General features: G+C 66.6%; 14 protein-coding genes and 4 tRNA genes. 16 read left to right on the top strand and 2 right to left on the bottom strand.

Annotation, left to right across the window (positions count from 1 at the left end; genetic code table 11):
• Positions 1-2: 2 nt before the first annotated feature.
• From AC07WC_RS10090 to AC07WC_RS10130, 9 genes are all read left to right on the top strand, one after another.
• A complete protein-coding gene (locus tag AC07WC_RS10090) occupies positions 3-677 on the top strand; it encodes a MotA/TolQ/ExbB proton channel family protein (RefSeq protein WP_495209874.1) in 675 nt (224 codons plus the stop codon).
• A 3-nt stretch (positions 678-680) separates the two neighbouring features.
• Positions 681-1103 carry an ExbD/TolR family protein gene (locus AC07WC_RS10095; RefSeq protein ID WP_019183376.1) on the top strand — a complete coding sequence of 141 codons (423 nt, stop codon included), beginning with the start codon at positions 681-683 and terminating at the stop codon, positions 1101-1103.
• The gene (gene msbA / locus AC07WC_RS10100; protein ID WP_495209875.1) at positions 1100-2848 is read left to right on the top strand and encodes a lipid A export permease/ATP-binding protein MsbA; all 1749 of its coding nucleotides are present in this window, start codon (positions 1100-1102) and stop codon (positions 2846-2848) included. Before AC07WC_RS10095 ends, msbA begins: the two co-directional genes overlap by 4 nt.
• A complete protein-coding gene (gene lpxK, locus AC07WC_RS10105; protein WP_495209876.1) occupies positions 2848-3870 on the top strand; it encodes a tetraacyldisaccharide 4'-kinase in 1023 nt (340 codons plus the stop codon). Before msbA ends, lpxK begins: the two co-directional genes overlap by 1 nt.
• Before the next feature lie 66 nt (positions 3871-3936).
• The gene (gene kdsB, locus AC07WC_RS10110) at positions 3937-4710 is read left to right on the top strand and encodes a 3-deoxy-manno-octulosonate cytidylyltransferase (protein ID WP_495209877.1); all 774 of its coding nucleotides are present in this window, start codon (positions 3937-3939) and stop codon (positions 4708-4710) included.
• 46 nt (positions 4711-4756) lie between these two features.
• Positions 4757-6172 (top strand): hypothetical protein, encoded by a 1416-nt coding sequence (locus tag AC07WC_RS10115; RefSeq protein WP_495209878.1) that lies wholly within the window; start codon positions 4757-4759, stop codon positions 6170-6172.
• Positions 6169-8016, top strand: a complete 1848-nt coding sequence (uvrC, locus tag AC07WC_RS10120; protein ID WP_495209879.1) for an excinuclease ABC subunit UvrC — start codon at positions 6169-6171, stop codon at positions 8014-8016. The genes AC07WC_RS10115 and uvrC overlap by 4 nt, the downstream gene beginning before the upstream one ends.
• Positions 8017-8025: 9 nt before the next feature.
• Entirely contained in the window at positions 8026-8649 is a 624-nt protein-coding gene (gene pgsA, locus AC07WC_RS10125; protein ID WP_495209880.1) for a CDP-diacylglycerol--glycerol-3-phosphate 3-phosphatidyltransferase, read from the top strand.
• 46 nt (positions 8650-8695) lie between these two features.
• Positions 8696-8771, top strand: a tRNA-Gly gene (locus AC07WC_RS10130).
• A gap of 112 nt (positions 8772-8883) precedes the next feature.
• Here the strand turns inward: AC07WC_RS10130 and cqsA are convergent.
• Positions 8884-10128 (bottom strand): alpha-hydroxyketone-type quorum-sensing autoinducer synthase, encoded by a 1245-nt coding sequence (gene cqsA / locus AC07WC_RS10135; RefSeq protein ID WP_495209881.1) that lies wholly within the window; start codon positions 10126-10128, stop codon positions 8884-8886.
• A 376-nt stretch (positions 10129-10504) separates the two neighbouring features.
• Here cqsA and AC07WC_RS10140 point away from each other — a divergent pair.
• The 7 genes from AC07WC_RS10140 to AC07WC_RS10170 all read left to right on the top strand — a co-directional run bounded on the left by AC07WC_RS10140 (position 10505) and on the right by AC07WC_RS10170 (position 15758).
• Positions 10505-10580, top strand: a tRNA-Gly gene (locus AC07WC_RS10140).
• Positions 10581-10725: 145 nt separating this feature from the next.
• A tRNA-Gly gene (locus AC07WC_RS10145) sits at positions 10726-10801 on the top strand.
• A 77-nt stretch (positions 10802-10878) separates the two neighbouring features.
• A tRNA-Cys gene (locus tag AC07WC_RS10150) sits at positions 10879-10952 on the top strand.
• A gap of 119 nt (positions 10953-11071) precedes the next feature.
• Positions 11072-12583: a DUF7125 family protein gene (locus AC07WC_RS10155; RefSeq protein ID WP_495209946.1), complete on the top strand. Its 1512-nt coding sequence runs from the start codon at positions 11072-11074 to the stop codon at positions 12581-12583.
• Positions 12573-14627, top strand: coding sequence for an ATP-binding protein (locus AC07WC_RS10160; RefSeq protein WP_495209882.1), 2055 nt, complete (start codon positions 12573-12575; stop codon positions 14625-14627). The genes AC07WC_RS10155 and AC07WC_RS10160 overlap by 11 nt, the downstream gene beginning before the upstream one ends.
• 152 nt (positions 14628-14779) lie before the next feature.
• The gene (locus tag AC07WC_RS10165; RefSeq protein WP_495209883.1) at positions 14780-15241 is read left to right on the top strand and encodes a BLUF domain-containing protein; all 462 of its coding nucleotides are present in this window, start codon (positions 14780-14782) and stop codon (positions 15239-15241) included.
• 268 nt (positions 15242-15509) lie between these two features.
• On the top strand, positions 15510-15758 hold the full coding sequence (locus tag AC07WC_RS10170) for a hypothetical protein (protein WP_019183363.1): 249 nt from the start codon (positions 15510-15512) through the stop codon (positions 15756-15758).
• A 54-nt stretch (positions 15759-15812) separates the two neighbouring features.
• Here AC07WC_RS10170 and AC07WC_RS10175 read toward each other — a convergent pair whose 3' ends face one another.
• Positions 15813-16901 (bottom strand): 4Fe-4S dicluster domain-containing protein, encoded by a 1089-nt coding sequence (locus tag AC07WC_RS10175; protein WP_495209884.1) that lies wholly within the window; start codon positions 16899-16901, stop codon positions 15813-15815.

Consider the following 16901-nt stretch of genomic DNA (forward strand, 5'->3'; position numbering starts at 1 on the left):
ACGTGTGGGAACTGGTCAAGGCCGGTGGCTGGCCGATGCTGCCGCTGCTGCTGTTGGGCGTACTGGCTTTGGCAATTGTCCTGGAGCGTTTCTGGACCCTGCGCCGCAATGAAGTCCTGCCCCCCGGGCTGGGGCAGGAAGTGCGCAACTGGGCCGCGCGCGGCAAGCTCGACCCGAGCCATATCCAGTCGCTGCGCGGCAACTCGCCGCTGGGTGCGCTGCTGGCCACCGCACTGGAAGCACGCAACCGTCCGCGTGACCAGATCCGCGAGCGCATCGAAGATGCCGGGCGGCATCTGGTTCACCGCATGGAGCGGTTCCTGAACGCTCTCGGCACGATCGCCTCGGCCGGCCCGCTGCTGGGCCTGCTCGGCACGGTGGTCGGCATGATCCAGATGTTCATGGGCATTCTCGACCATGGCGTGGGCGATGTGAACCAGCTCGCCGGCGGCATCGGCAAGGCGCTGGTGTGCACCGCCACCGGCATGATCGTGGCGATCCCCGCGTTGATGTTCCATCGCTACTTCAAGGGCCGCATCGCCGGCTACGTGATCGAGATGGAACAGGAGGCGTCGGCCCTGCTGGACGCGCTGGATGGCCGTCCCGGCGTGATGAACACTGCGCCGCGTCCCACCGGTGCCCCGGCCGGCGCCGCACCCGTCACGGTCAAGGGCTGACGGATGCGTATCCGCAATGACCGGATCCAGGACGAACCGCACATCGATCTGGTCCCGCTGATCGATGTGATCCTCGTCCTGATCATCTTCTTCGTGGTCACCACCACCTTCGACGCGCGCTCGACGCTGCAGCTGCAGTTGCCGACCGCCAGCCAGCAGGACACCACCGAGCCGCCGCGCTCGCTGAGCGTGCTGGTCAATGCCGAGGGGCGCTACTTCATCAACGATCAGGAAGTCCTGCGCACCGACGTCGAGTCGGTCAAGCAGACCATCGCCGCGGTCGCCGGCAGTGATCGTGAACAGACCGTACTGTTGCGCGCCGACGCGCGTACGCCTTACCAGGCTGTCGTCACCGCCCAGGATGCCCTGGGCCAGCTGGGCTTCCGCCGCATCGCCATCGCTACCGCGCCGGAGGTGCGTCCATGAGCAAGAAACATTCGTCCGTCTGGCCGATCTACAAGCGCCTGCTGGGCTATACCGGGGCCTATTGGGTGTTCATGGTCGCGGCCGTGATCGCGATGGTGGTCGAGGCCCTGGCCGGTTACAGCTTCACCAAGCTGATGGAGCCGTTGGTCAACCGTGGCTTCGTCAACCCGGAGCCGCGCATGGCGGTGATCCTGCCGCTGACCATCCTCGGTCTGTTCATGATGCGCAGCCTGGCCACCCTGGTCAGCGACTACGCGCTTGCCCGCACCGGCCGCAGCGTGGTGCGTGACCTGCGTGAGCAGGTGCTGGAGAAGTACCTGCACCTGCCGTCCTCGCATTTCGATGCCGAGGCCACGCCGGTGATGGTCAGCCGCCTGAACTTCGACACCGAGCAGGTCACCCAGGCCAGCGCCGATGCGCTCAAGACCCTGGTGGCCGATACCCTGACCATCATCGCCATGCTGGTGGTGATGCTGCAGATGAGCGTCAAGGTCACGATGGCGATGCTGGTGGTGGTGCCGCTGATCGGCGTGATCGTCTCGATCGTCGGCAAGCGCTATCGCCGGATCAGCCGGGGCATCCAGGACGGCATGGGCGGCATGGCGCAGACCGCCGAGCAGTCGCTGGCCGCGCAGCAGGAAGTGAAGGTGCACGGCACCCAGGCGCACGAAATCTCGCGCTACTCGCGCTTGGCCAACCGCATGCTCGGCCTGAACATGAAGGTCGAGACCACGCGCGCGCTGGCCTCCAGCACGGTGCAGTTCCTGGCCGCGCTGGCGCTGGCCGTGATCGTATGGGTGTCCACCCGCGAGGCGTTGGCCGGCAAGCTCAACGCGGGCCAGTTCATGGGCCTGATGACCTCGATGATGGCGATCATTCCCTCGCTGCGTCGCCTGACCAGTGTGCAGACCTCGATTTCGCGCGGCGTCGCCGCCGCCGAGCGCCTGTTCGGGATTCTGGACATGCCGGTCGAGCGCGACCAGGGTATCCAGCGGATCGGTCGCGCGCGTGGCGAGCTCGCCTTCGAGCATGTGATGCTGCGCTACCGCGAGGACACCGGGATCGCGCTGGATGACATCAGTTTCGTGGCCAGGCCGGGCACGGTGACGGCCATCGTCGGCCGCTCCGGCAGCGGCAAGACCAGCCTGATCCGGCTGGTGCCGCGCTTCTACGAGCCCAGCGGCGGCCGCATCACGCTCGATGGCGTGGCACTGGATGATTACCCGCTGGCCGACCTGCGCCGCCAGGTCGCCATGGTCGGACAGAAGGTGATGCTGTTCGATGACACCGTGGGCGCCAACATCGCGTACGGCATGGAGGCGACCGACGCGCAGATCCGCGCCGCCGCCGAGGCCGCCAATGCGTGGGAGTTCATCGCGCGCATGCCGCAGCAGCTGCAGACACCGGTCGGCGAGAATGGCGCGCTGCTTTCCGGCGGCCAGCGCCAGCGCCTGGCGATCGCCCGCGCGATCCTGCGCGACGCGCCGATCCTGATCCTCGACGAAGCGACCGCCGCGCTCGACAACGAATCCGAGCGCCTGGTGCAGGATGCCCTGCAGCGCCTGATGCCCGAGCGCACCACGCTGGTGATCGCGCACCGCCTGTCCACCATCGAACATGCCGACCAGGTGCTGGTGATGGATCATGGCCGCATCGTCGAACGTGGCACGCACACCGAGCTGCTGGCGCTGGGCGGCCTGTACGAGCATCTGCACAAGATGCAGTTCCGCGAAAGGCAGCCTTGATGGCAGGCAAGGGCACGCAGACGCCGTCGTACTGGTATGACGGCAGCGCCATACCGTTCCTGGCGCGCTTGGCATCGCCGCTGTACGGCGCAGCGATCGCGCTGCGGCGGATGGCCTATCGCCGTCGCTGGTTGAAACGGCATTCGCTGCCGGTGCCGGTGGTGGTGGTCGGCAATGTCACTGCCGGCGGCACCGGCAAGACCCCGCTGACGATTGCCCTGGTCAACCGCCTGCGCGACGCGGGCTGGAAGCCGGGTGTCGCCAGCCGTGGCTATGGCCGCGAGGACGCGGGGACGCCGCGCTGGGTGCTGGCCAGTACCGATACCGCGCTCGGAGGTGACGAGCCGGTGCTGATCGCCTGGAAGACCGGCGTGCCGGTGCGGGTCGATGCAGACCGTGTCGCGGCCGGCAAGGCGCTGGTCGAGGCGGGGTGCGACATCATCGTCTGCGACGACGGCCTGCAGCATTACCGGCTGGCGCGCGATATCGAGATCGAAGTGGTCGACGCCCAGCGTCGCTATGGCAATGGCCGGCTGATTCCTGCTGGGCCGCTGCGCGAGCCGGCCAGCCGCGCGCGCGACTGTGATTTCCGCGTGGTCAACATGGGCCAGGCCAGCGATGGCACCGAGGCGCAGACCGCCTGCGGCTTCGGTGAGTGGCCGATGCAACTGCGCATCGACAGTGCGCAGCCGCTGCAGGGCGGCCGCGCGCGACGCCTCTCGCATTTCCAGGGCCAGCGCGTGCATGCGGTGGCCGGCATCGCCAACCCGCAGCGCTTTTTCGACATGCTGCGTGCGCATCGCATCGGCGTGGTGCCGCATGCCTTTGCCGATCACCATGCCTACCAGCCGGCGGATCTGCGCTTCGGCAGCGAGCTGCCGGTGTTGATGACCGAAAAGGATGCGGTCAAGTGCAAGGCCTTCGCGACCGAGTGGCACTTCGCCGTGCCACTGTCGGCTGAACTGCCGGCCGCGTTCTGGATCAGCCTGCTGGACCGCGTCGAGAAGCTCGGCAAGCGTTGACCGGGCCGGTCCCGGTTGCGGCACACTGAGGCCCTGATTGCCTTCCTTTCGTACAGGTCATCCCGCATGAGTGCTTCCGTCGAGTTCGTCGTCGCCATTCCCGCCCGTTACGCCGCCTCGCGGCTGCCGGGCAAGCCGCTGCGCCTGCTCGGCGGCGAGCCACTGGTGCTGCGCGTGGCACAGCGTGCACTGCTCGCCGGCGCACGCGAGGTGTGGGTGGCCACCGACGATCAGCGCATCGCCGATGCCCTGCAGGGCCTGGCCGATGTGCGCGTGGCAATGACCTCCACCACGCACGCGTCCGGCACCGATCGGCTGGCCGAGTGCGCCGCGCAGGCCGGCTGGTCGGACGACACCCTGGTGGTGAACCTGCAGGGTGATGAGCCGTTCGCGCCGGCCGAGGGCATCCGTGCCGTGGCCGAAGCGCTGGTCTACAGCGGTGCGGAGATGTCCACGCTGGCCACGCCGGTGGAGGACGCCGAAACCCTGTTCGATCCGAACGTGGTCAAGGTGGTGCGCAAGCAGAACCTCGATGCGCTGTACTTCAGCCGCGCGCCGATTCCGTGGCACCGCGACGCCTTCGCGCGCTCGCGTGACACGCTGTCCGGACCGCACTGGTTGCGCCACATCGGCATCTACGGCTACCGCGCCGCGTTCCTGCGCCAGTTCGCCGCGCTGCCGCCGGGCAGGTTGGAGCAGCTGGAATCGCTGGAGCAGCTGCGCGTGCTGGAAGCAGGGCATCGCATCAGCGTTGCCCTGGCCCCGGCCGAGTTCCCGCCCGGCATCGATACCCCGGACGATCTGGAGCGTGCCGAAGCCTGGTGGGCCGCCCACCCGTGACCGTGGCACGACGGTTGCATGACGCGTAGTCCGGCATAATCAGGGCATGAACGTCCAGCCCGTCCAGGATCTGCCCGAATTCGCCACCTGGCTCAACGCCAAGCCCGCCACCCTCGCCGAGCTGCAGGGGCGGCCGGTGGTGCTGGCCTTCGTCAACGCAGCCTCGGTGTGGTGCGCACAACGTCTGGCCGAACTGGCCCAGTGGCAATCGCGCCATCCGGGCAAGCTGCAGTTGCTGGTGCTGCAGGTGCCCCGTTTCGATGGTGAGCGCGACCCTGACCAGTCCCGCAAGCTGCTGCGTCGCCAGGGCCTCAACGCGCCGGCGCTGCTGGACGCGGAATGGGATGGCTGGCGCCGCTTCGGCGTGACCGCATGGCCGACGCTGGTCCTGCTCGATGCCCAGGGGCGCGAACGCGAACGGCTGGTCGGGCTCGGCGGGGAACTGGAGCGTGCGCTGACCGCCCTGTGCGATGGCAGCGCGCGGCCGTCCGACGAGGAGCTGCATGGTGCCCGCGAACTGAGCCCGGAACCGCGCCTCCCGCTGCGGTTCCCGACCGGGCTGGCGGTGACCACCGAGCGCCTTTACATCGCCGATACCGGTCATCACCGCGTGCTGGAGTGCAGCCACGGGGGCCGTGTGCTGCGCCAGTTCGGCATGGGCACGGCCGATTTCATGGACGGCGACCAGGCCCAGGCGGCCTTCCATCATCCGCAGGGCCTCGCGCTCGAACGCGAATGGCTTTACGTCGCCGACACCGGCAACCATGCGCTGCGCCGGATCCATCTGCTGTCCGGCCAGGTCGACACCCTGTGCGGCACCGGCCGCCCCGGCGAGCCGATCGAAGGGCCGGTCGCTGATCCGCGGCGCACGGCATTGAACCACCCGCAGGGGCTGGCGGTCGCCGACAACCAGATCCACATCGCGATGGCCGGCGACAACCGCATCTGGAGTTATCACCTCGGCCAGCGCAGCCTGCAGTGGCGGGCCGGCAGCGGGGCGATCGACGAGCGTGACGGCAGTGGCCACCTGGCCGCGTTCGCGCAGCCGTGCTCGGTCGCGGCGGTCCAGCAGGTGCTGTACGTCTGCGATGCGCTGGGCTCGTCGATCCGTGCGATGCAGCTGCGCGGCGATCTGGTGCAGACGCTGGTCGGGCAGGGACTGTGGGCCTTCGGCGAACAGGACGGGCCGCGGACGTCAGCGTTGCTGCAGTACCCGCAGGCGATCGCGCTGAGTCCGGATGCGCCGTTGCTGTGGATCGCTGACGCCGGCAACGGCCGCCTGCGCACGCTGCGCCTGGGCGGCGGCGAACTGAGCACGCTGGAACTGCCACGCCGCCTGCACGGCCCGGCCGGCCTGGCGCTGGGCGGTGGCGCGGTATGGATCGCCGAGACCGACGCCCATGCCGTGCTGCGTTTCGACCCTGTCAGTGGTGTCCTGAGCGACGTGCCGATCAACGAATGACTGCTTCTTCCGCCCCCGCCTTCGATGGCAAGGCATTTGCGGCCCACCTGAGCACCGCCCCCGGCGTGTACCGCATGTACGCCGCGGACGACACGTTGCTGTACGTCGGCAAGGCGCGCGCGCTGCGCAACCGCGTGGGCAGCTATTTCAACGGCACCCCCAAGACCACCCGGATCATGTCGATGCTGTCGCAGGTCGCGCGCATGGACGTGACCGTGACCCGCTCGGAGGCCGAGGCGCTGCTGCTGGAAAACCAGCTGATCAAGTCGCTCTCGCCGCGTTACAACGTCTCCCTGCGCGACGACAAGACCTATCCGCACGTGCTGCTGACCCGCGAACAATGGCCGCGGATCGCGCTGCACCGTGGGCCGCGGGCGGTGCCGGGGCGTTACTTCGGGCCGTACCCGGGCGTTACCGCGGTGCGCGAAACGCTCAACCTGATGCACAAGCTGTTCAAGCTGCGCAGCTGCGAAGACAGCGTGTTCCGCAACCGCTCGCGGCCCTGCCTGCAGTATCAGATCGGCCGCTGCAGCGCGCCGTGCGTGGACCTGGTGGCGCCGGAGGATTACGCCGAATCGGTACGCCGCGCCTCGATGTTCCTGGAAGGCAAGAGTGACCAGCTCGCCCGTGAGCTCGGCACCCAGATGCAGACGGCCAGTGAAGCACTGGAGTTCGAACAGGCCGCGCGCCTGCGCGATCTGATCGCTTCACTGCGCAGCATGCAGACCCGCCAGTACGTGGACGGCCGTGCGGCCGATCTGGACGTGCTCGCCTGCGCGACCCAGGGCGCCAGTGCCTGCGTGCTGCTGCTGGCCTTCCGTGATGGCCGCAACATGGGGACACGCCCGTTCTTCCCGCGCACCAATGGCGAAGAAAGCGCCGACGAAGTGCTGGGCGCATTCGTCTCCCAGTACTACGCCGAGCACGCACCACCGCGCGAGATCCTGCTCGACCGCGAAATTCCCGACGCCAGCCTGATCGAGTCGGCACTGAGTGCCTCGGCCGAGCACAAGGTGCAGTTGCGCTGGAACGTGCGCGGTGAGCGCGCCGGCTATGTCGAACTGGCCGCACGCAACGCGCAGATCACCCTGGTCACCGAGATGGGCAGCCGCAACGCACAGCACGCGCGCAGCGAAGACCTGCGGCAGATGCTGGGCCTGGCCGAGCAGGTCAAGCGGGTGGAGTGCTTCGACATCAGCCACACCATGGGCGAAGCCACCGTGGCGTCCTGCGTGGTGTTCGACGCGGCCGGTCCGGTGCGCAGCCAGTACCGCCGCTTCAACATCAGCGGCATCGAGCCGGGCGATGATTACGCGGCCATGCACCAGGCGATCGAACGCCGCTTCCGTCGCGCGGTCGAGGAAGACGGCGTGCTGCCGGATCTGCTGCTGATCGATGGCGGTGCCGGCCAGTTGGCCCAGGCGCAGTCGGCGCTGGCCGATCTGGGCGTGGAAGGGGTGATGTTGGTCGGCGTGGCCAAGGGCGTGGAGCGCAGGGCAGGGCATGAAGCGCTGGTGCTGCCGGACGGGCGCGAGCTGCGTCCCGGGGCCGCGTCGCCCGCCCTGCAGTTCATCCAGCAGGTGCGTGACGAGGCCCACCGCTTCGCCATCACCGGCCACCGTGGGCGCCGCCAGAAGGCCCGCATGACCAGCAAGCTCGAGGATATTCCCGGCATCGGTCCACGCCGGCGGGCCAGCCTGCTCAAGCATTTCGGCGGCCTGGTCGGCCTCAAGGCCGCCGGCGAAGCGGAAATCGCGAACGTGGACGGCATCAATGACGCCCTCGCTGCGCGTATCTACGCTAACCTTCATGGACTGCCCACGCCCGATGCGGCGGGCGAGTAGAGAGACGCAATGAAGTTGACCCTCCCCACCTGGCTGACCCTGCTGCGGATCGTGATGATCCCCGTCCTGGTGCTGGTGTTCTATCTCCCCTACAAGTGGACCAATTTCGCCTCCGCGGCGATCTTCGGCCTGGCGGCGCTCACCGATTGGCTCGATGGCTGGATTGCCCGCCGCTACGACCTGCAGTCGGCATTCGGCGCCTTCCTCGACCCGGTCGCGGACAAGCTGATGGTGGCCGTGGCGCTGTTCCTGATCGTGCAGGGCCATCCCACTGCCTGGATGGCGGTGTGGGCGGCGGTGATCGTCGGTCGCGAAATCGCCGTCTCGGCACTGCGCGAATGGATGGCCGAGATCGGCCAGCGCGCCAAGGTGCGCGTGGCGGTGATCGGCAAGGTGAAAACCACCGCGCAGATGGTCGCGTTGCTGTGCCTGCTGTACTCGGTGGCGCCGCACACCCCGATGCAGGATATCTGGATGGGTATCCAGGTCTTCCACATCGGCGACTGGACCCTGGCGATCGCCTCGATCCTGACCCTGTGGTCGGGCCTGCAGTACCTGCATGCGGCGTGGCCGAGCCTGCGCGAGGACGAGCGCCTTGCGCGCGAGAACGCCAAAGCAAAAAAGAATGCCTGAGGGCTGTTGACAGCCCTGCATTTGGCTGTAGAATTTCGCCTCCCAAGCGGGAATAGCTCAGTTGGTAGAGCGCAACCTTGCCAAGGTTGAGGTCGCGAGTTCGAGTCTCGTTTCCCGCTCCAGACAAGGCATCCGCGGTAGCGTCATCGCAGCGGGGCAAAGAAAAAGCGACCTTCGGGTCGCTTTTTCTTTGGAGCGCGCCTTGAACGCTCATCGACGCGATGAGCGCATGGCTCACGCCGCCTGGCGCCCGGCTTTTCGCAGCGGTTGCCGCCACTGTGCCAGCTTCACCTCGTCGCGGATTGCCGCGCAGGTATCGATCAATCGTTCCAGATCCAGGTCACTCAACCCGGCGTTCATCGACAGTCGCATCAACGAGCGGTTCAGTGCGGTCGCCGGCGCACAGAACACCGAGCCAAAAATCCCCCGCGACTGCAGGGCGTCGCGCAGTTTCAGCGTCAGTGATTCAAGGCCGGGTTCCAGGGCGATGATCTGTTCGCTGCCGCTCCCCACGGCATAGCCGAGCTCGGTCAGCGCGGCACGCACCTGGCCGCTGATGTGGGCAAGGCGGTGGCGGCGCTGCTGGGCGTGCTGCAGGAAATCCGCGGCTTGCCCGAACCAGGCCAACTCATGGTCGAGCAGGCTGGAACTGAAGATGGCCGGGAACGACTCCATTGCGAAGTAGTCCTTGAATGCGGTGGGGCAGGTGATGAGGCCGGCACGCCCTGCGAATGCCTTGGCCAGGCTGACAGTCTGGAAGTGCACCTTGGAGTACAGCTGGTGTTGGGCCACCAGGCCGGCGCCTCGAGGCCCGTGGGTACCCATCGAATGCGATTCGTCCACCACCAGGATGCAGTCACAGCGGTGGGCGAGGTCGGCGAAATCGGGTAGCGGACACAAGCTGCCATTAGTGCTGTAGACCGCGTCCACCGCGATCACCCCGCGCCCATGCTTGAGAATCTGCCGTTCGGCGTGCCTGACATCGTTGTGCGCAAAAGGGATCGCGCGCGCTTGGGCGGCCTGCGCGCCCTGCCATAACGACATGTGCGCATGGATGTCGAGATACACCGGAACGCTGGGGCTGGCGATGGCCTGCAGCAGCCCTACGTTGGCAGCCCAGCCGGACTGGCACAGGATGCTGTCCTGCGCGCCAACGAACTGTGCCAGGCGCCGTTCCAATCGCGCGGTTGGATTGTCGCCCTGCAGGAACACCGCCGACATCAGCAGTTGGTGGTGCGACTGCAACAGCGCCCGCGCTTGCGCCTGGATCAGTGCATCCTCCCTGGCCAGGCACAGATAGTCATTGCTCGACAGCAGCAGCGCGTCGTTGCCGGGTATCTGGCCGCGCAACAGGTGCTGGCCTGACCAGCGCTGCTGGACGCGGCCGATGCTGTGCCCGTCCACGCGCGACTGGAGGAAGTCGGGTAATGGCGGGTGGACGTTGCCGGGGGGCGATGGGCTGCTGGCTGGGGTGTGCATGCGCCTTTTTCCTTGACGGTGAGGGGCAACAGAAAAGGGGGACTCGCCTGAGAGAATGCGAATCCTGGCAGTGTGAAATTGTTAGGCAAGTCACATATATGGCATGCAGCCAGACGCCTTCAGGGCAGCACTGCACTACCTCTGGTTTCAACCGGGTCGCCATCGCGGATAGGCAATGTCGTGCCTCCCTCCGCCGACGAAGGACAAGCCGACCGACCGGGTGCTTCCGTCAGGCGAGAGGGGCGGCCGGACGGGACGAAAAGGATGTTGACGACGTGAAGGAATTCCGACAGAATAGCGCTCCTTCGACGCAGGTCGAGGGGCCGACAGCCTCCAGCGCCCAAGGGTGCGGTGCCGTCGGGGCAAGCGAAAGTCTGCGGGAATAGCTCAGTTGGTAGAGCGCAACCTTGCCAAGGTTGAGGTCGCGAGTTCGAGTCTCGTTTCCCGCTCCAGATTTCGACAGGGCCCCCTTGGGGCCTTGTTTTTCTCCGCGGTGGCACGCGGGCATCCGGTCAAGGGCATCGGCCGGGATGTGAAAAAAAGTGTGAAAAAGCTGGTGTGTTTCGAGTGGTTTCGGTAACATACACGCTTGATTTTGCGGGAATAGCTCAGTTGGTAGAGCGCAACCTTGCCAAGGTTGAGGTCGCGAGTTCGAGTCTCGTTTCCCGCTCCAAATCCTGACCAGGCCCCGTTCTCGGGGTCTTGTTCTATCGGGGCATGCATTACGCCCTTGATGATCGTAGGGTCACCGGCCTGGTGGCAGAGTGGTCATGCAGCGGACTGCAAATCCGCGTACGCCGGTTCAATTCCGACCCAGGCCTCCAAATAGAAAGTAGCCCAGAGCCCGCGTAAGCGGGCTTTGTGCGTTTCGGGCTGTATTCAGGTTGGCGGGGCTGAGCCGACGGGGCCTACACAAGGCGCTCCGTATGCTGCGCTCGTCCATATTGGCAGCCTTATGCAGACACAAAAAGCACGCGTAGCGACGGGTATCGAAGGCCTCGACAGCATCCTGGGCGGGGGCTTCCCGCAGGGGCGGCTGTATCTGCTCGAGGGACCGCCCGGATCGGGCAAAACCACGCTGTCCCTGCAGTTCCTGCTGCACGGACTGAGCAAGGGCGAGCGCTGCCTGTACATCACGCTCTCCGAGACGGCCGATGAGCTGCGCGAGGTCGCGCATGCCCACGGCTGGTCGCTGGACGGCCTTGAGCTGTTCGAGCTGGCCTCGGCCGAAGAGGCGCTGGGCGATGGCCGCCTGCAGTCGGTGCTGCATTCCTGGGAGGTCGAGCTGGATGAGGCGGTCAAGCTGATCTTGGGCGAGGTCGAGCGCATCAAGCCGCACCGGGTGGTGTTCGATTCGCTATCCGAACTGCGATTGCTCTCGCAGGATCCGCTGCGCTACCGCCGGCAGATCCTGTCGCTCAAGCAGTTCTTCGCGCCCAAGAGCGCGACGGTGGTGCTGGTCGATGACATGACCGCTTCCGGCGAGGAGCGCGATGGCCAGCTGCACAGTCTCTGCCATGGCGTGGTGTCGCTGGAACGCCTGACGCTGGATTTTGGTCCGGCGCGGCGCCGCGTGCATGTGCAGAAACTGCGCGGCGTGAACTTCACGGCCGGCTACCACGACATGACCATCCGCGAAGGCGGCCTGGAGGTCTTCCCGCGCTTGATCGCGTCGGACCACCACGCCAAGTTCAACGGCACGCCGATCAGCAGTGGGGTGGGTGAGATCGACAGTCTGCTCGGTGGCGGACCGCTGCGGGGTACCAGCACGCTGCTGACCGGCCCGGCCGGCAGCGGCAAGACCAACGTGGCGCTGCAGTACGTGTGGGCGGCCTGCGAACGCGGGGAGCACTGCTGCATCTTCGAGTTCGATGAGCGCATCGGCACCCTGCTGGCGCGCGCCGAGTCGCTGGACATCGATCTCAGCAAGCATCTGGCCTCGGGTCTGCTGGAGATCCAGCAGGTGGATCCGGCCGAGATCTCTCCGGGTGAGTTCGCCTGGAACATGCAGCGTGCGGTCGAGGAGCGCCACTGCCGCCTGCTGGTGATCGACAGCCTCAACGGCTACGTCACCGCCATGCCGCAGGAAAAGCAGCTGATGCTCCAGTTGCACGAGATGCTTTCCTATCTCAACCAGAAGGGCGTGGCGACCATCCTGATCAATCCGCAACACGGGCTGGTCGGCACCATGTCCACGGGCAATCTCAACGTTTCCTATATCGCCGACTCGGTCGTGCTGTTCCGCTTTTTCGAATCGCAGGGGCGGATCCGCAAGGCGATCTCGGTGATCAAGAACCGCGGTGGTGCGCACGAGAACACGATCCGCGAGTTGAACATCGACGGCAAGGGCATCTCGCTCAGCGCGCCGCTCAATGAGTTCAAGGGCATCCTGACCGGCACACCGGAGTTCGTGGGCAATACGGCGCATCTGCTCGGCCATACGCGTGCAGAGTGACGCCGCGCCAGGGGTGGTGCACATCGTGGCACCCTTCGGGCGTGATGCGCAGAGCATCGCGGCGGTGCTCACTACTGCCGGACTGCGGACCACCATCCAGGAGGGCCTGGCGCATCTGGCCGAGGCGCTTGATGACGACGTCGGCGCGGTGGTGGTCACCGAAGAAGCCGTCGCGAAGGGTACCGCCGCGTTGCTGGAGCCGCTGTCCCGTCAACCGTCGTGGTCGGACATTCCGTTCATCCTGCTGCGTTCGCCACGCTCGCAGAAGCGTCCGTTGGCGGATGCCGGGCTGCAGCTGGCGATCAACCTCATCGAACTGGACCGGCCGCTGGGCAGCAGCTCGCTGCTGAGCTCGGTGCGCAGTGCGCTGCGCGCACGCGACAAACAGTTCCTGGTCCGAGACCAGATGCGGGCGCTGGCCGATGGGCGCGCCGCGCTGGAGCGCAGCGAGGCCGAGTTGCGCCTGGTGGCCGATGCGATGCCGGTGCTGATCGCCTTCATCGACCGTGACCTGCACTACCGTTTCGCGAACAAGGCCTATGAAACCTGGTTCGAGCGACCGGTGTCGGAGGTGATCGACAAGCGCGTGCCGGAGGTATTCGGGCAGGAGGTCTGGACCAGTCGCCGTCCTTTGATAGAACGCGCGTTGTCCGGCGAGCACGTCGTGTTCGAAGCCAACTGGCCGTTCAGTGATGGCCGCCGGCGCGACAGCGAAATCCGTTACTCGCCGCGCTTCGATGCGGAGGGAGCGCCGGACGGGTTCCACGTCTTCGTCACCGATGTCACCGCCTCCAAGCTGGCGCTTGAGAGCAGCCAGCAGCACGCGCTGGACCTGGAGGCGATGGTGGCCGAGCGCACCGCCGAGCTGGAACGCCAGATGGCCGCGCGCGAGGCCAGCGAGGCCGCATTGCGGCAGTCGCAGAAGATGGATGCGATCGGCCAGCTCACCGGCGGCATCGCGCATGACTTCAACAACATGCTGACCGGCATCCTGTCCTCGCTCGACATCATGCGCATGCGCCTGGAAATGGGGCGCATGGAGGGGTTGGAACGCTTCCTGGATGCGGCAGCCGCCTCCAGCCAGCGTGCGGCCGCGTTGACCCAGCGGCTGCTGGCATTCTCGCGCCGACAATCGCTGGACTCGAAGACAGTGGAGCTCAATGAGCTGGTCGGTTCGGTCCAGCACCTGCTGCGCAGTACCCTGGGGGAATCGATCCGCATCCAGATGGTGACCAGCGATATGCCGCTGCACGCGAACCTGGACAGCAACCAGTTCGAAAGCGCACTGCTCAACCTGGCCATCAATGCACGCGATGCCATGCCCGACGGCGGCGAGTTGCGGCTGCGCACGTCGCATGTCCACGTTGCCGACGGAACGCTTCCGACCATCCCGGGCGGCGAGTACGCCGTGGTGGCGGTCTCCGATTCGGGCACCGGCATGCCGCCGGAGGTGGTCGAGCGGATCTTCGAGCCGTTCTTCACCACCAAACCGATCGGCAAGGGCACCGGCCTGGGCATGTCGATGATCTATGGCTTCATGCAGCAGTCGGGCGGTCACATCACCGTGGATTCCACGCCGGGGCAGGGCACCACCGTCTCGTTGTTCATGCCGGTGGTGCACGACGCCGCCGAGGACGCCGTCGCGCCGAACGCGCAGGCGGTCTCGCTTGGCGCCGGGCAGTCGATCCTGGTGGTGGAAGACGACGAGCAGGTGCGGATGCTGGTGACGGTGGTGCTCGAGGATCTCGGCTATACCGCCGAAGTGGTCGGGGATGCCGATGGCGCGATCCCGATCCTGGGCTCGTCGAAGAAAATCGACCTGCTGATCACCGATGTCGGGTTGCCCGGCCTCAACGGACGGCAGCTGGCGGAAATCGCGCGGCAATCGCGGCCGTGCCTGCCGGTGCTGTTCATGACCGGCTACGCGGAGAAAGCGCAGGAGCGTTCGGCATTCCTCGACAACGGCATGGCGATGATCGCCAAGCCGTTCCTGCTCGATGCCTTCAGTGAGGCGGTGCGGAGTGCGATTGCGCCGGGCCGGTAAGTCGGCCTGGTACCGAGGCGGACGCCGGATCGACGAAAGTGTTACGGCGAAAACCTTTCGTTTATTCCGACGTCTGAATGCTTCAGCCAGCAGCTTTATTTAGGTACCTGAAAGTGCCAGCATAGTGCTTTGAAGATCCTCGGAGTTTACCCATGCCCTTATGCGCGATCGCGTATGTCAGCGACGTTGCGGGCCCGCTGTCCGCGGAGCATCTCGACGCGCTTGTCGAGGATGCCATCCGCTTCAACAGCCTGGCCGGGGTGACCGGTGTGCTGCTCTGCGATGGCAGCCGTTTCGTGCAGTACTTCGAGGGCCCCGACGATGGGGTGTCGGCCGTGCATGAGCGCGTGCTGCAGGCGCGCAGCCACCGGGCCATCCGCAAGCTTGGCCATGCACGTGTACCGCAACGTTTTTTCCCCTACTGGAGCATGCGCTGGCTGGGCGTGGAGCCCACCTTGATCGAGGCGCTCTCGGCCGGCGACTGGGAAGCCTTCGCCGACCGTCCTGCGGGTACTCCACCGGCGGGAGGTGCGATGGAGCGCCTGCTTCAGTTCGTCGCGCCGCATCTGCCCGAGCATGCCGGGCAGCATGAGACGCGGCCGCCGGCTGGGTGAATGCCGCGCTGGCCGGTTTTGCCGGGGCTGGGCCAATCCGTCGCGGATTATCTGCAGAATCGCGCTGACATATTGCTGTCAATATGGCGCCCGCATGATGCGGAGGCGGGTAGTGGCCTAATATGAACGATTCATCATCGTCGTCGCGTTTGCCCTTTGGTTAATTGACTTAATGCGATGACCGTGCAAATTTTAGGTGAACCCGAAGTGAATCCGCCCCTGAGGGGGTTTTGTCGTCCCTGAAGCAAGCAAGTCCCACGGAGGTCGTATGGAATACGGCGAACATGACTTGGCTGACGGAGTGCGAACCGAGCTGGAAGCCAGCTACGTGAAACATGGCTGCGGCCCGGAATTCTGGTCCACCTACCAGCGCGTGCTCGAGCGTCTGGTCCCACCGGCGCAGGGCACTGCGCGAACCCGCGTCACCAATGAGCTGGCGTTGATCATCGAACAGTTGGGGATCGTGCGGCGGGCCCAGTTGGTGCCGCCACGCAGCGCGCGACCGCGCGCACGCTGAAACCGGGTCGGGGGACCGGGAATCGGCGCGGGGGAATCCGCAGGCGCGCTGCGATCACAGGTGATGAAGACCGATGCCGAGCAGTGCCAGCAACGTGCCGGCCGCGGCGAGCGTGCGCGGGCGGAACCAACGCGACGCGTGCTGCTGCATGGCCGCAGGGCTGGCATGGCGGATCAACCCGCCCGGGAACTGCCAGGCGCGCATCTGCGCATCGCAGGCGGCCTGGCAGTCGCCACAGCCGATGCAATCGGCGTGCGGCCCGGCGCGCACGTCCAGCGCCATCGGGCAAGCGCTGACGCAGGCCCCGCAGTCCAGGCAATCACCGAGCCGATCGGCGCTGAAGTGCGGCATCGGGCCGGCGATCTCCTCATGCGCGGCACGGAACGCGTAGTCGCTGGCGCTGGTGGGGTCGAGCAGGCCGCGGCCGCGGGCGTGGACGCCGCCCAGTCCGGCCATGCGCGGTCCACGTGGTTCGCCGCGGCGCGCGTCGTAGTGCATGCGCGGGGTGTCGCTGTCGCAGAACACGCCGTGGATGCGGGCATACGGGCACAGCTCGCGACAGACATGCTCGCGCAGGAAGCCGGCATTGCCCCAGGTGGCCGCTGCGTAGAACACGATCCAGAACGTTTCCCAGCCACTCCAGGCCGGTGGCCAGGAGGTGCCGACCAGGCCATGGATCGGACTGAAGAAGCCCACGAAGGTGATCCCGGTCCACGCGGCCACCAGCAGCCATAGCACGTGTTTGACCGTGCGCGCCACGCCAGGGGTCGGCAGCCAGCGCGTGCTGCCCTGTTCGATCCAGCGGAACAACCGGCTCCACAGTGTCTGCGGGCAGCCGTAGCCGCACCACACGCGACCGGTGAGGTTGGTCAGCAGCGCCAGGGAGGTGGCCAGCACCGCGGCAAGGCCGAGCAGGATGCCCACGTCCTGCGGCCAGAGCGTCCAGCCGAACAGATCGAAACGGCGCGCGGTCAGGTCGAACAACACTGCCTGCTGCCCGTCCCAGCGCAGCCAGGGCAGGGCATGGAAACCGGCCAGCAGCAGCGCGGACAGCAGCGGCCGCCAGCGCAGTGGCGCGCGTCGCGCCGGGGCAGGGGGGGCGGGCGAGGTATTGACAAGATGCAGGGCGAGGCGGTCTGTCAT

It is taken from the genome of Stenotrophomonas sp. GW821-FHT01H02A, assembly GCF_059422145.1.